The organism is Nocardia donostiensis (genome assembly GCF_002081715.1).
GTDB classification, from domain to species: Bacteria; Actinomycetota; Actinomycetes; order Mycobacteriales; family Mycobacteriaceae; genus Nocardia; species Nocardia donostiensis.
Genome location: NZ_MUKP01000033.1, coordinates 48,675 through 63,022, shown reverse-complemented (window position 1 = coordinate 63,022; position 14,348 = coordinate 48,675). Strand labels below are relative to the sequence as shown.

The following is a 14,348-nucleotide window of genomic DNA, read 5'->3' as shown; positions in this document are numbered from 1 at the left end:
AGTTGCTGACGCCGCCGCGGGGACAGCGGGGCTGACACGCTCGGGTGCGCTTTGTGCGTACCTGCGCGTTCGCTCCGGCCGTGCGCTTTGTGCGTACCTGCGCGTTCGCTCCGGCCGTGCGCTTTGTGCGTACCTGCGCGTTCGCTCCGGCCGTGCGCTTTGTGCGTACCTGCGCGTTCGCTCCGGCCGTGCGCTTTGTACGTACCTGCGCCTTCGCTGCAGCCTGCGCTCTATGCTGTTCATCGTGCGAGGAATCGGGTCTCGCGGCGATACCCGAACCCGGGTGCGGGCCGCGTCTGCATTGGCGACGGCCAGAGTCATGTCCAGGACGACCGGGGCGTTCTACGTTATGGGCGGCGTCATCGGGTTGGGGGTTACGGCGATCGCGCCGACTGCTGGGCTCGGTGGGGCCGATGAGGGGAACCGTATCCTGGTCGGTGGCGCTGCCCTGGTTGCGCTGCTGCTCGGCATCAGCCTGCTCGGCTGGGGGCCGCGGCTGCCGCACGGAATTCATCACGGATATGTGGCGGTCGCGACAATTCTGGTCACCGTCGCCGTGCATTCGTTCCCCAACACCATCGCCGCGATAACGCTGGCCTCGTTCTACGTTTTCATCGCCTGCGACGCGGCGCTGTTTTTCGCCTGGCCGCAGGCGGCCGCGCATATCGCGTTCGCGATGGCGCTGTGTCTGTGGGTGCTGCCGACCAGGGCCGGGCTGCCCTGGTGGTCGGGCCTCGTCCCGGCCGGGGTGACCTTCGGAGTGGGGGTGGTGGTCGGCATTCTGACCCGGATGGCCTCCGAAGCCGATATCGATGTGCTGACCGGGCTGCTCAACCGGCGTGGTTTCGACCGGGCGCTCAATACGGCCATCGAGCACGCGACCCGTTCCGGGCAGAGTCTGGCGCTGGTGCTGGTCGATCTCGACCGGTTCCAGAAGGTCAACGATCATCTGGGCCACCGGGCCGGTGACGCGGTGCTGCAGCGGGTCGCCGACACCTGGTCCACCCTGCTCGCCCCGGGCCAGCGGCTGGCCCGTTACGGCGGCGACGTTTTCGCGCTGCTGCTGCCCGGCACCACCGAGCAGGCCGCGATCCTGCTCACCGAGCAGTTGCGCGCGGCGGTGACCACCGGCTGCTCGGCGGGTGTCACCTCATGGCAGCCGGGTGAGTCGGGCTCGCTGCTGGTCAGCCGAGCCGACGTCGGCCTGTACCGGGCCAAGCAGGCGGGCCGCAACCGAACGGTGCTGGAGTCGTCGCGGCAGCTGCCGCTGGCCGTCGAGCTGCGCGAGGCCATCGACCAGGGCGCTCTCGACGTGCACTATCAGCCGATCGTCAGCCTCAGCGAGGGTGGCGGTAAAGCAGTCGGGGTGGAGGCACTGCTGCGCTGGTCGTCCAGCGCTCAACCCGATGTCACCACCGAAGGCCTGATCCGCGTTGCCGAGGAATACGACCTCATTTCCGACCTGGACGAGCTCGTATTGCGCCGCGCCTGTTCCGACGCCGCTCAACTGCAGGACACCTTCGCCCAGCTGGAGCTGACCTTGAACGTCAACGTCAGCGGGCTGGAACTGGCCGAATCCGGTTACGCCGACCGGGTCGCCGAAATCCTGTCCAGCACCGGCTGGCCCGCCGAACAGCTCGTGCTGGAGGTGACCGAGAGCGAACTGGCCGCAGAATCCGATACGGCCATTGCGAACCTGCATACGCTGCGGGAACGTGGGGTGCGCATCGCGATCGACGATTTCGGCACCGGGTACTCGTCGCTGAGCAGGCTCGCGACACTGCCGAGCGACATCATCAAGGTGGATCAATCGTTCGTGGCCGCTATCCGCTCGGATTCCCCCGCGCCACCCCTGCTCGGGGTGATCGCCGCGCTGAGCAAATCGCTGGACCTGCAGGTGATCGCCGAAGGGGTGGAAACCGAACATCAGGCGGCGGTGCTGACCGAACTCGGGTTCGCGCTCGCGCAGGGTTACCACTACAGCGACTCGCATCCGGTCGATGCGCTGATCAGCGACCTCAACAAGAAGCAGGGGCGGATCGGTCAGGACGTGAACGACCGCGAACTCGGCGAGGACTCCCACAATGCACCCGACGGCTGGGTGCCACTCGGATAATCGCTTGACGCCCCGCGGACACCGCACCGATGCTTGTCGTATGCGTTTGCTCATCTACGGCTGTTGAACCGGAACCAGTTCTGGTAGGACCGCTGTCCGCGCTCTGACGGTGCGGGCGGTCCTATTCGCAGGCACCGCCGATCTGATCCCGCTGTACGCGCTGTACGCGTTGCTGTTCGCTGATCACGGGCTCGACACCGGGCAGATCTCGCTACTGCTGGCGCTCTGGTCGGCGACGGCATTCGTGCTGGAGGTGCCGTCGGGCGCCTGGGCCGATACCGTGTCGCGGCGGCTGCTGCTCGTCCTCAGCGGTGTGCTCCTGACCGGTGCGTTCGCCCTGTGGACAGTGTGGCCGTCGTACGCAGGTTTCGCCGCCGGGTTCATGCTGTGGGGCGTGTCCGGAGCCTTGAGTTCCGGAACATTCGAAGCCCTGCTCTACGACGAACTCGCCGCCAGTGGCGCGGCGACCGAGTATCCGCGCATCCTCGGCTACACCAGGGCCGCCACCGAAACCGCCGGTTTCGTCGCCATTCTCGCGGCCGCACCCCTGTACCTGCTGGGCGGTTACGAGCTGGTCGGCTGGGCCAGCGTCGCCTGCGCCATCGGGCACACCCTGATCGCGACCACCTTGCCCGCCGCGCCCAAGGCGGTCTCGGCCGCCCAGATCGAGGATCTCGAAGAGGAGCCGGTACCGACGGCTGACAGAGGAGATGGGGCGGGGAAGTTCCCGACATCAGCAGTAGAGCCTCCGGAAACCATGAAAACCGCCGCGGTCAGGGCTACCGGCAAAGGCGGGGCAGATGCGGCGACCGGATCCTGGGCCGGGACCGAGGATGCTTCGGCGACCGGGGGTGCGTCTGTCATCACCGCAGCTGTCGCCGGATCGGTGCGAGTTGATGGACTGTCGACTGAATGCTCTGCCAAAGGGTCGGTGGCAGAGGCTGCCACTGGTGCTGACCGCGCCCAGGCCACAGTTGATGGCGTAGTGGACGGTCTTACTGCTTCGGCGTCTCTAGCAGGCGTGGTGTCGGTCGGAACGGCAGCGGCGGGAGATGACGCCGCCGGTCCGGATGTCGCCGGGGCGGCAGCTACCGACCGGCAGGGGCAGGAGCATGGGCAGGTGCCCGCAGCGACGGAGCGGCCGGTCGCCCGGTATCTCGCGATGCTGCGGACCGGTATCGCCGAGGCGATACGGGTACGCGCGGTGCGGCACGGTGTGGTGCTGGGTGCGCTGCTGTACGGCATCACGGCATTCGACGAGTATTTCGCGCTGGTCGCCGCGGCGGCCGGTGCGGCGACGTCGGTGGTGCCGGTGCTGGTCGGGGTGACCGTGGCCGGGTCGCTTGCCGGGTCGATGCTCGCGGCACGCACCGAGGGAATGCGTGCGAAGACAGTGTCGCTGGCGCTCGCGGTGGGCGGTGTGCTGTTCATTGCGGGTGCGGTGGTTGCCGGGCTCGCGGTGCGCTGGCCCGCGCTGGTGTACGTGCTCACCGGGATTGGGTTCACCGCGATCGGGGTGTCCTACGGCATTGTGTACAACGCGGGCGTGATCGCCGCGGCTCGGCTGCAGGACGCTATCGAAGGACCGGCCCGTGCCACCGTGACCTCGGTATCCGGGCTGCTGGAGGAGGTGGTGTCGCTGGCGGTGTTCGGATTTGTGGCGCTGGCGTCGGTGTGGCTGTCGATATCGTCGACGGTTGCGCTGCTCGGGGCAGCGATTCTGGTGATCGCCGCGCTGACCCCGGCGTGGTTGCCGGACCGTCGTCCAGCGTGATGAGGCCGGCACAACAGCCGTCGTCGGTAGGGTTCGGGAATGGTGTGGCGGCGGGTCGGACTTGGGCTGGGGCTGACCATCGGCGCGGGGGTTGCGGTGCAGGCGCGGATCAACGGGGCGCTGGGGGAGCGGCTGCACGACGGGGTCGCGGCCGCGGTGATCAGTTTCGGGACCGGGTTGGCAGCGTTGCTTGTTGCGGTCGCTGTCAGCGGGCGGTTACGGGCGGGGCTGCGGCAGGTCCGCAGGTCGGTCGCAACGCGTGAGCTGCGGCCATGGCAGTTGCTGGGCGGGTTGTGCGGTGCGGCGTTCGTGGCGAGTCAGGGGCTGACCGTGGCCGCGCTGGGGGTGACCGCGTTCACCGTTGCTGTGGTGGCCGGACAGGTGGTGAGCAGTCTGGTGGTGGACCGGCTCGGGCTCGGACCCAGCGGGCGCACCCCGGTCACCGCCCGCAGGATGGGCGGTGCGGGGCTTGCGGTGGTGGCGGTGCTGCTGGCCGGGTCGAGCGGTTCCGGGCCTGCGGGAGCGGGCGGCGCGATGACAGTGATCCGGGAGGTGCCCGCGTCGCTGCTGATTGTGCTACCCGCGCTGGCCGGGATCGGGTTGGCCTGGCAGCAGGCGGTCAACGGACAGGTGGGTACGGTCGGCGGGCCGATCGCCGCGACCCTGATCAACTTCGGTCTCGGGCTGGCCGCGCTGGTGCTGATCGAAGCGGTGGTGCTGACCCGGGCCGGGTGGCCGTCGGAGTTTCCCACCGAACCCTGGCTCTATGTGGGCGGCATCATCGGCGTCACGTTCATCGCGCTCGGCGTGCTGGTGGTGCGCTGGATAGGGGTGCTGCTGCTCGGGTTGACCTCGGTGGCGGGTCAGCTGTTGGCGTCGGTGTTCCTGGACTGGCTGACCCCCACCGGCGCGGGACTGTCTCCGGCGGCGCTGCTCGGCTGTGCCGTGACCCTGGTCGCGGTGGTGGTGGCCGCCGCCCGGTCCGGCGAACCGGTCAGCCGCTGACCTGTTCGCCGATCTTGCGAGAGCGCAGCTCATGGCCCTTCGAGGTCTTGCACCGGCCGGATGCCAGATCCCACTGCCAGCCGTGCAGATTGCAGGTGAGCGTATCGCCCTCGACCACACCGAACTTCGACAGATCGGCCTTGAGGTGCGGGCACCGCCGCTGCACTTCCCAGCCGTCGAGTTGCACCGAAGCCGAATCGTCGTGCGCCTCGGCGAACCAGCCGTCGGCGTAGGCGATGCGCTCGTCGGTGAGGCATTTGAAGAAGGTGTAGAGGAATTCGTTGTAGCCGCCGATCCGCCACGCCTGGAAGCGGGTGGACAGGAAGATGGTGTTCACCCAGTCCGGTTCCTGGTCGCGGAGCACGGTGCGCACCAGTTCCGGTGCGATGCGGAAGCCGTAGCGGTATTTGCCCTCGCCCTCGATCGGGGCGCGCACCACTCGTTCGGGGAAGTCCAGCACCACGGTTTCGGTGCCCATCACCAACCCCACCGGGTAGCCGATACCGTCGCAGATCAGGTCACTCTGCGCCATGATCGGCTCGAACAGCTCCTTGAGCGGCTCCAGCAGCGGCTCGCCTTCCGGCAGCGCCCACAGCTGTTTCTCTCGTTCCAGCACCGGGGCCATCCGCTGCGCCATCCGCTCGATATAGCCAGCTTTGTCGTCGTAGATCTGGGCGGGATCGAATGGGTGGGTCAGCTTCAGCTCGGCGCCGCGCACATCGGCGACCGAGCCCGGGATCATCAGGACGCCGCCGGAGTTGCCGTGGATGCGCATCTGCTCCAGGAACACCATCTGGTCGGGAAAGATGTTGCCTTCGTCACCGCGGTCGTCGTTGAGGTAGCGCAGCTCGTCGTCGAGGAACACCGGCGGACCGGCCGAGGGCACCACCCAGGTCGCGCCCACCTGCTCGATATAGCTGCGCGCCCGGTCCATCCCGCGCTGGCGTTTCTGCTTACCGAAGTTCGACTTGGTGCGGGCCGGGATGTCGTAGACCATCGGATACCAGATGGCGCCGGAATACTGCAGCAGATGGATATCGACATGACCGAACGCCTCGTGCAGAACGTCCATATCCACCGGCCGGGCGTCGTTCATATTGAAGCAGGTGGTTTCGCCGTCGGAAACCACCAGCCCGGAATCGCCGATCGGGCCGTCGGCGGGCGCGCGCAACGCGATGATCATCACGTCCAGCTCACCGCCGGGGCCGGTGACGGTCTGTTTCACCGAGTCTTCGGTTTCGATGAACTTGGTGAAGCCCAGCTTCTCCAGTTCACGGCGCAGGTCCGGCACCGGGTAGTCCGGCAGCAGCACGGTGGCGTTCTTGTTGACGTGGTCGGTCAGGGTGCCTGCGTCGAAGTGGTCACGGTGCAGGTGCGAGACGTACAGGAAGTCGCAGTTGCCCAGTTCGTCCCAGTCCAGCTCGGAGTTGTCCGGGAACGGGAACCACGAACCGAAGTAGGCGGGGTTGACCCAGGGATCGCAGAGGATCGAACCGGCTTTGGTACGGATATGGAACCCGGCGTGTCCGACGCTGGTGATCTGCACGAGCTTGCTCCTCCTGGCCGGTGACGGCCATCAAGAGTAGTTGGTCAGGGCGCGACGTCGCCGGTGCTGTGCTCCAGTCCCCACAGAACCCGCGGCTCCCTCGATCGACTCCGCACGTCCGGTTCTGTGTCGCACCGGAAGAGTGACCGGGGCCAGCACCGCACTATGAACCGGGCCGGATCCACTGCGAGGTGATCTGCTGGTCGGCGAAATCGGTGGCGCCGGTCGGGTGCGCCGGGTGTGTTCGCCGGCGGCGCGGGGACCGGGCTTCCGGTGCCGATGGGACCCCAGGTGGCAGGCGACGCCTTACAGATCAGAGGATACCGGGCCGGTCGCAGGACCGTGACACGGTATCGATGCGGGCCGGGCAGCGACTACGCTAGCGAAACTGTGGAACCCGTCTACCGGACGATCATCGGCCTGGCCCGAACCGTCTTCTTTCTCGAAGGTCTGAAGTTCACCGTCACCGGCGATGAACACATTCCGGCCGCCGGTGGTGCTGTGATCGCGATCAACCACACCGGCTATATGGACTTCACCTATGCGGGTCTGCCTGCGCGCACCCCGAAGCGCTATATCCGGTTCATGGCCAAGAAGGATGTCTTCGACAACAAGATTTCCGGGCCGATCATGCGCGCGCTCAAACATATTCCGGTGGATCGCACCGCGGGCGCGGAATCGTATAAGGCCGCCGTCGAGTATCTGCGTCGCGGTGAGCTGGTCGGGGTGTATCCCGAGGCGACGATCAGCCGCAGTTTCGAGATCAAGGAACTCAAGTCCGGCGCGGCGCGGATGGCGATCGAGGCGCAGGTGCCGATCATCCCGATGGTGATCTGGGGTGCGCAGCGGGTGTGGACGAAAGGTTTCCCGAAACGTCTCGGCCGCACCAACACCCCCATCTCGATCGCCGTCGGCGAACCGATCCACCCGTACGAGCCGGCCACCGAACTCACCGCCGAACTGCGCGCCACCATGCAGCGCCTGCTGCATGAACTGCAGCAGAACTACGTACACACCCCCGACGCGTACTGGGTTCCGGCCCGGCTCGGCGGCAGCGCGCCTACTCTGGAGGAGGCCGATGCGCTCGACGCCGCTGAAGCTGCGGCCAGGGCTGCCAAGAAGAACCCGGCTGCTGGAAAGGATACGGCCGCCAGCGAGTAGTAACAGGAGTTGCCGATGGCGCGGGAACCGGTTTACGACATTCTGACCGGATTGGTTCGCACCGTCATCTTCGCGCAGGGCTTGCGCATCGATATCGCCGGGCAGGAGCATATTCCGCGCTCCGGCGGGGCGGTGCTCGCGGTGAACCACACCGCCTACCTGGATTTCATGGAAGTGGGTCTCCTCGGCCGCAAATCGGGCCGCAATGTCCGGTTCATGATGAAAGCCGAACTGGAGCACGGCATCGTCGGCTTCCTGATGAAGCACTGCAAGGCCATCGGCGTCGACCGTTCCGCGGGCGCCGAATCCTACGGCCGCGCGGTGACCGCGCTGCGCGACGGCGAGCTGGTTGTGGTGTATCCGGAGGCAACGATCAGTCGCAGCTTCGAGTTGAAGGAATTCAAGACGGGTGCGGCGCGGATGGCATTGGAAGCCGACGCCCCGATCGTCCCGCTCGCCATCTGGGGCGCCCACCGTGTCTGGACCAAGGGCTTCCGCCGTCAGCTGGGCAGGCACAACTTCCCGGTCAATATCCGCGTCGGTGAACCCATCTCCCCCGCGGGCACTCCTGACGAGCTCACCAGCACGCTGCGCTCCCGGATGAGCGAACTGCTCACCGCTGCCCAGGACGGCTACCCGATGCCGGAGGGCGAACCGTGGGTGCCTGCCCGTTTCGGCGGCAACGCCCCGACTCTGGCGGAAGCAGCCGTGCTGGAGAAAGAGGAATACGCACAGCGTCAGGCCAAAGCGGCGCGCGGCGTGTGACGGCCAGGAACGGATCCCAGTGGTAGCTCCCACGACGAAGGGGACGGCACCTGCTCGGTGCCGTCCCCTGCTGTGCTGTCGAGCTACTGCGCGGTCGAGCGGAAACTACGCAACCGCAGGCTGTTGCTGACCACGAACACCGAGGAGAACGCCATAGCGGCTCCGGCGATCATCGGGTTCAACAGCCCCGCCGTGGCCAGCGGGATCGCGGCCACGTTGTAGGCGAACGCCCAGAACAGGTTGCCCTTGATGGTGCCAAGGGTACGCCGGGAGAGGCGGATGGCGTCGGCGGCCGCGCGCAGGTCGCCGCGCACCAGGGTGAGGTCGCTGGCTTCGATCGCGACATCGGTGCCGGTGCCCATTGCCAGCCCCAGATCCGCCTGGGCCAGTGCGGCCGCGTCGTTGACGCCGTCGCCGATCATGGCGACCACTTTGCCCTCGTCCTGCAGCCGTTTGACGGTGTCGACCTTGTCCTGCGGCAGCACCTCCGCGATCACCTCGTCGATGCCCACCTGATCGCCGATCGCGCGGGCGGCGGCGGCGTTGTCGCCGGTCAGCATGATCGGGGTCAGGCCGAGCGTACGCAACTGGGTGATCGCCTCGGCGGAGGTCGGCTTCACCGCATCGGCGACGACCAGCACACCGCGTGCCTTACCGTCCCAGCTGATCGCAACCGCGGTCTTGCCCTCGGCTTCGGCGGACGCCATAGCGCGTTCGAGGTCGGCGTCCAGGTGCTGCGACCAGTCCGCGAGCAGCCGAGCCCGGCCCACGATCACCGCGTGCCCGTCGACCACACCTTGGACTCCGAGGCCTTCGATATTCGCGAAGTCCTCGACCGGTTTCAGCTCGCCGATCTGCTCGCGGGCGCCTTTGGCGATGGCCTGGGCGATCGGGTGTTCGGAGGAATCCTCCAGCGACCCGGCCAACGCCAGCACCTCGTCTTCGTCCTCGCCGTCGGCGGCGATGACGTCGAGCAGGGTCATCTTGCCGGTGGTGACGGTGCCGGTTTTGTCCAGCACCACGGTGTCGATCCGGCGGGTGGATTCCAGCACTTCGGGGCCCTTGATGAGGATGCCGAGCTGGGCGCCGCGCCCGGTGCCGACCATCAGCGCGGTCGGGGTGGCCAGGCCAAGGGCGCAGGGGCAGGCGATGATCAGCACCGCTACCGCCGCGGTGAACGCCGCCGCCACCGAGCCCCCGGTGCCCAGCCAGAAGCCGAGGGTGGCCAGTGACAGGGCGATCACAACCGGCACGAAAATCCCGGAGATGCGATCGGCCAGCCGCTGGGCTTGGGCTTTCCCGGTCTGCGCGTCCTCGACCAGCTGCGCCATCTGCGCCAGCTGGGTATCGGAGCCGATGCGGGTGGCCCGGACCACGATCCGGCCGCCCACATTGACGGTCGCGCCGACTACTGTGTCATCGGGACCGACCTCCACCGGCACCGATTCCCCGGTCAGCATGGAGGCGTCCACTGCGGAGGACCCCTCGACGATCACACCGTCGGTGGCGATCTTCTCGCCCGGCCGCACCACGAACCGGTCGCCGACGGCGAGCTGGTCCACTGGAATGCGTTGTTCGACGCCGCCGCGCAGCACCGAGACCTCCTTGGCGCCCAGCTCGAGCAGCGCCCGCAACGCGGCCCCGGCCCGGCGCTTGGACCTGGCCTCGAAGTATCGCCCGGCCAGGATGAAGGTGGTGACACCGGCGGCGGCCTCGAGGTAGATGTTGCCGGTGCCGTCCATCCGCGCGATGGTGAATTCGAACGGGTGTGTCATCCCCGGCGTGCCTGCGGTGCCCCAGAACAGGGCATAGACCGACCAGCCGAGCGCGGCGAGTGTGCCCATCGACACCAGCGTGTCCATGGTGGCGGAACCGTGGCGCAGGTTGGTCCACGCTGCCCGATGGAACGGCAGCGCACCCCACACCACCACCGGCGCGGCCAGCGTCAGCGACAGCCACTGCCAGTTGGTGAACTGCAAGGCCGGGATCATCGCCATCGCGATCACCGGGACGGTGAGCACCAGCGAGACCAGCAACCGGGTGCGCAGCGAGGCGGTGGGATCCTCCTCGGCCGGTTCTGCGGCGGCCGCCTCGACCTTCGGTGCGGGCAGGGCAGCGGTGTAGCCGGCCTGCTCGACGGTGGCAATCAGATCGTCGGGCGCGATATCACCGGTGAAGTCGACGCGCGCCTTTTCGGTCGCGTAGTTGACCGTGGCCGTCACGCCGTCGAGTTTGTTCAGCTTCTTTTCGATCCGAGCGGCGCAGGAAGCGCAGGTCATCCCGCCGATCACCAGTTCGACCTGCCCGGTGGGCGGCGTGGTGGCGGTGGTCATCGTGGTGCTCCGTTCTGTGCGGCTCGAATCGGTCTGTGTCGGTGATGCCATTGTCTTCCTCCCTGCGTCAGGCCTGCTCAGTGGCCGTGGCCTGCGGGCGAACGTGCCCCGGCTTCCGTCGCTTCCCCGGGTGCGACGGGCAGCGTGAATTCGGCGGTGTGGACCTCGCCCCGGTGCTGGAAATCGAGGAACAGCCGGTAGTCGCCCGCGGTCGGGGCGGTCAGTGCGAACGTGATCGTCGGTCCGGGCGTGGTCACCCCGTCACCCGGGTGGCCTTCGGGATGAACGTGCAGGTAGCCGAGGTCGGCGGCGCGCAGGGCGACCAGGTGACCGTACGCTCCCAGATAGGGCTCCAGGTCGGTGACCGGCCGCCCGTCACGGGACACGGTGAGCCTCACCTGCACTGCCTGCCCCGGCACAGCGGTTCCTTCCAGCGCGACCTGGTATCCGTCGACGGAGGTGACGGTGGTGAGCGCCGGGAGCGGCCGCGGTGCGTAGTTCCCTGCGACTCGCAGATCCGCGCCGAGTATGTGGCTGTGCCCGTCTTCGGTGACGAAATCGGCGTAGACCCGGTAGTCGCCTGCCTGGGTCAGGTCCAGCGGCACCGTCCAGGTTCCGGTGTTGTCGAGCACCGGGTGCACGTGCTGGAACGCTGCCATATCGCGGCGGACCACGATCAGGTGCAGGTCTTTGTCGTGCGTGGTGGTGTAGCGGGTGACGGGGGTGCCCGTGTGGTCCTGGATACGAAACCGCAGCGGGGCGTCCGGCGCGGATGTGGTTTGTGTGTCCTCCAGAACCAGGGTGTAGCCGCTTTCGGTATTCGTCAGCCCGCTGAGTGTCGCGTGGTCCGCTGCTCCCGGGGTCTCGGCCTCATGCGAGTGCGGGCGGTCCGGTTCGGGACCGATAGCGGCTCCGGCTCCCAACGCGATCGCGAAGATCGCGGCCAGGCCGAGCGCGAAACCGGCGAACTTCGTTGCTGCGTTCATCGGGTGCTCCATTGTCGATGCCGTGTGGGCGGTAACTCTGTACTGACGTTTACCGTACCCCCCTAGGGTATATTGTCAAGTGTGTTCCGCCACAACTGGTGAAGAGGGCAACGTCCTCCCCAGAGCGCCTGCCCGGCGCGGTCACGCATCGGTTCCACCTGATCGTCGCCAGGTCAGGCGACCGTCCTGGCCGTCGTCTGTCGGTCTTCTGTCGCCGCCGGTCGTCCGTCTCGCCAACCTCGTCTGGTCGCTGCCGGTCGTCTCTCGCCGGTCGCCGGTTGTTGTCGGTGGCGAGGCGGTGGCGTCTGATGCGCTGAGCTCAGTCGGGATCGTCGTTCAGCTGGGGTCGGAACCGCGAATGGCCGAAAGCCAGATGGCGGTGACGGCGGCAACGCAGGTCGCGCCCGCGAAAGCGGGAACTCCACCGTTCGCCACATACACCCACAGCAGAGCGGCGAACGGCGCCGCGACGGCGGATTGGGCATCCAGGAGCAGGCGGCGGGCGGGTTTGGCCGCGGTGGCGGCGCGCTCCGCGGCATCGGGAGCCGGGCGTGACGGGTTGTCCACCAGACGGCCCGGTGGTTCGGTATCACGGAAGCGACCGGAGGGGTACAAACGCAACTCGCCGATGGTGATGCGTTTCGCCGTGATATGAGCATCGCCACCGGTCAAGGCGACCAGACGAGGGTCGAAGTACACGGGCACCCAGCGCGTGCGACCCCCGTCGCCGACCTCCAGCCAGGAGCGGCTGACCAGCCGATGCTGTTGCCGCACCCGCCGCACCGGCACCGTCCGCTGTCGGCCCGGCCCGCTCGGCACCCACCCGAGCGCCGTACTCACCCGGTACCCCGTGTAGCCCAGGATCCCCAGCGCAACGGTGACCAGCGCGCTCACCTGGTCCAGATCCGCGAACGGCGCCCAAGCGGCGATAACCGCCAGGGCGCCGAACGTCACGGTGAGCGGATAGGCCAGGGGATGGCCCGATCCGCGATTCACTTCAGGAAGCCAACGGTGGTGTAGTCGGGGGAAGCGAGGCCGAACGCGCCCCAGTTGGCGACTTCGTTGCGCTGAGCGACCGCGCCGGGCGACTGAGTGATCGGGATCGAATGCACTTCTTCGAAGATCATCCGGTCGGCTTGGTTCGCGAGTTCGATCGCCTTCTTCGGATCGAGTTCGGAGATGGTCTGCTCGATCAGCGCGTTCAGTTCAGGGGAACCGATACGGCCCTTGTTGGACAGCGGTGCTTCCGGATCGTAGGCGTAGATCTGCGGAAGCGCCGCGAGCGGCAGCACGCTACCCACCCAGCTGAACTGGGCGATATCGAAGTTGCCCGGGTCGATGATATCGGTGAAAAGGCCCTGCCCCGGGTAGGTTTCGATTTCCAGTTTCACCCCGATAGCGGCCAGGTTCTGCTGTGCGATCTTCGCGATCTGCACCCACAGGTCCTGCTGGTACATAACATCGCGCAGGATCAGCTTGCGTCCGTCCTTCTCCCGGACGTCGCCGTTGAGTTTCCACCCGAGCTCATCGAGTTCGCGGGCCGCCTGCTCCGGGTTGTAAGCGATGACGCCGGAGTTGTCCTGGTAGCCCTTCTGGCCCTCCATATAGATGTGGTTGTTCAGCGGCTTGGGATCGTCCACCACGCCGAGCAGGGTGGCCGAGGCGATGGCCTGGCGGTCGATGCCCTTCGCGATCGCGCGCCGCAGCGCCGGGTCCTCCAGGATTGATCCCGGCGCGCCGTTGAACGTGAAGTGGGAGAAACGCGGCAGCGGTGTGCGCAATACCTGCACGCCAGGAGTGTTGCGGGCCGTGGTGACCTCCGCGATACCGGAGATGTCCACCGAGTCGATCTCGTTGTTCTGCACGGCCGCGATGCGCGCCGGAATGTCGAGCACGCTGTAGGTGACCGTATCGAGTTTCGGGGTGTTGCCCCACCACTGGGGATTGCGGCCCAGGGTGATGCGGTTCTGCGCGCGATCGATATTGGTGACCATGAACGGCCCCGCACTCAGCGGCATACCGTTGCGGTAGAAATCGTCGAACGCCTGCGGTGTCGCGGTGGCGACTTTCGGCAGCAGCAGCCCGAACAGCCCCTGCCATTCGGCGTAGTGCTTGTTGAAGGTGACAACCGCCTGCCGGTCGTCCACACCCCGCTCGACCTTGGCGACCCGATCGAAACCGGAGGTGGCGGCGATCTGGTAGTTGGGGTCTCTTCCGCTCTGCGCGTGCGCTTGCGATGCCAGGTCTTCCCAGGTGATCGGGGTTCCGTCGGACCAGACGGCCTTCGGGTTGATCGTGTAGGTGACCACCTGCGGGTTGGTGCCGGTCAGCTCGATATCGGTGTAGAAGTTGTTATCGACGGTCAGTTTGCCCGCGGCATCGGAGCGGAACGTGCTCGGCAGGGTCCAGGAGACCACTTCGCCTGCGTCCGCGTCGGAATCGACGTGCAGTGGGTTGAAGATTTCCGGCATGGCCGAGATCTGCAGCCGCAGATTACCGCCGTCGCGCAACTCGCTCGGGTCGTGGGCGTTGATCTGGTTGTTGGAGCCGATGGCGATATCGCCGCCGTGGCCGTTGTTCGCGCTGCACCCGCTCAGGATCAAGCCGATCGCGGCGATCGGCACCGCGAGGCGGAAGCCGACGGATCGAATCCTCATGAAAT

Annotated in this window: 10 protein-coding genes; 5 read left to right on the top strand and 5 right to left on the bottom strand. The window is 67.1% G+C overall.

What is annotated here, in order from left to right; all coding sequences use genetic code 11:
* Positions 1 to 319: 319 nt before the first annotated feature.
* The 3 genes from B0T44_RS19515 to B0T44_RS19505 all read left to right on the top strand — a co-directional run bounded on the left by B0T44_RS19515 (position 320) and on the right by B0T44_RS19505 (position 4,895).
* The gene (locus B0T44_RS19515; RefSeq protein WP_077116233.1) at positions 320 to 2,116 is read left to right on the top strand and encodes a putative bifunctional diguanylate cyclase/phosphodiesterase; all 1,797 of its coding nucleotides are present in this window, start codon (positions 320 to 322) and stop codon (positions 2,114 to 2,116) included.
* A 109-nt stretch (positions 2,117 to 2,225) separates the two neighbouring features.
* Positions 2,226 to 3,890 carry an MFS transporter gene (locus tag B0T44_RS19510; protein ID WP_245839420.1) on the top strand — a complete coding sequence of 555 codons (1,665 nt, stop codon included), beginning with the start codon at positions 2,226 to 2,228 and terminating at the stop codon, positions 3,888 to 3,890.
* A 39-nt stretch (positions 3,891 to 3,929) separates the two neighbouring features.
* On the top strand, positions 3,930 to 4,895 hold the full coding sequence (locus tag B0T44_RS19505; protein WP_077116164.1) for a DMT family transporter: 966 nt from the start codon (positions 3,930 to 3,932) through the stop codon (positions 4,893 to 4,895).
* On the opposite strand, the gene B0T44_RS19500 is transcribed toward B0T44_RS19505, so the two are convergent.
* A complete protein-coding gene (locus B0T44_RS19500; RefSeq protein WP_077116166.1) occupies positions 4,885 to 6,441 on the bottom strand; it encodes a Rieske 2Fe-2S domain-containing protein in 1,557 nt (518 codons plus the stop codon). The genes B0T44_RS19505 and B0T44_RS19500 overlap by 11 nt on opposite strands.
* Before the next feature lie 390 nt (positions 6,442 to 6,831).
* Between B0T44_RS19500 and B0T44_RS19495 the strand changes: the two genes are divergently transcribed.
* Positions 6,832 to 7,602: a lysophospholipid acyltransferase family protein gene (locus tag B0T44_RS19495; RefSeq protein ID WP_077116167.1), complete on the top strand. Its 771-nt coding sequence runs from the start codon at positions 6,832 to 6,834 to the stop codon at positions 7,600 to 7,602.
* 15 nt (positions 7,603 to 7,617) lie between these two features.
* Positions 7,618 to 8,367: a lysophospholipid acyltransferase family protein gene (locus B0T44_RS19490; RefSeq protein WP_077116168.1), complete on the top strand. Its 750-nt coding sequence runs from the start codon at positions 7,618 to 7,620 to the stop codon at positions 8,365 to 8,367.
* Positions 8,368 to 8,450: 83 nt separating this feature from the next.
* On the opposite strand, the gene B0T44_RS19485 is transcribed toward B0T44_RS19490, so the two are convergent.
* From B0T44_RS19485 to B0T44_RS19470, 4 genes are all read right to left on the bottom strand, one after another.
* Entirely contained in the window at positions 8,451 to 10,700 is a 2,250-nt protein-coding gene (locus tag B0T44_RS19485; protein ID WP_077116169.1) for a heavy metal translocating P-type ATPase, read from the bottom strand.
* A 77-nt stretch (positions 10,701 to 10,777) separates the two neighbouring features.
* Positions 10,778 to 11,686 carry a DUF8832 domain-containing protein gene (locus B0T44_RS19480; protein ID WP_077116234.1) on the bottom strand — a complete coding sequence of 303 codons (909 nt, stop codon included), beginning with the start codon at positions 11,684 to 11,686 and terminating at the stop codon, positions 10,778 to 10,780.
* A 336-nt stretch (positions 11,687 to 12,022) separates the two neighbouring features.
* Positions 12,023 to 12,682 carry a hypothetical protein gene (locus B0T44_RS19475; RefSeq protein WP_425436856.1) on the bottom strand — a complete coding sequence of 220 codons (660 nt, stop codon included), beginning with the start codon at positions 12,680 to 12,682 and terminating at the stop codon, positions 12,023 to 12,025.
* Positions 12,679 to 14,343 carry an ABC transporter family substrate-binding protein gene (locus tag B0T44_RS19470; protein WP_077116170.1) on the bottom strand — a complete coding sequence of 555 codons (1,665 nt, stop codon included), beginning with the start codon at positions 14,341 to 14,343 and terminating at the stop codon, positions 12,679 to 12,681. The genes B0T44_RS19475 and B0T44_RS19470 overlap by 4 nt, the downstream gene beginning before the upstream one ends.
* Positions 14,344 to 14,348: the final 5 nt, after the last annotated feature.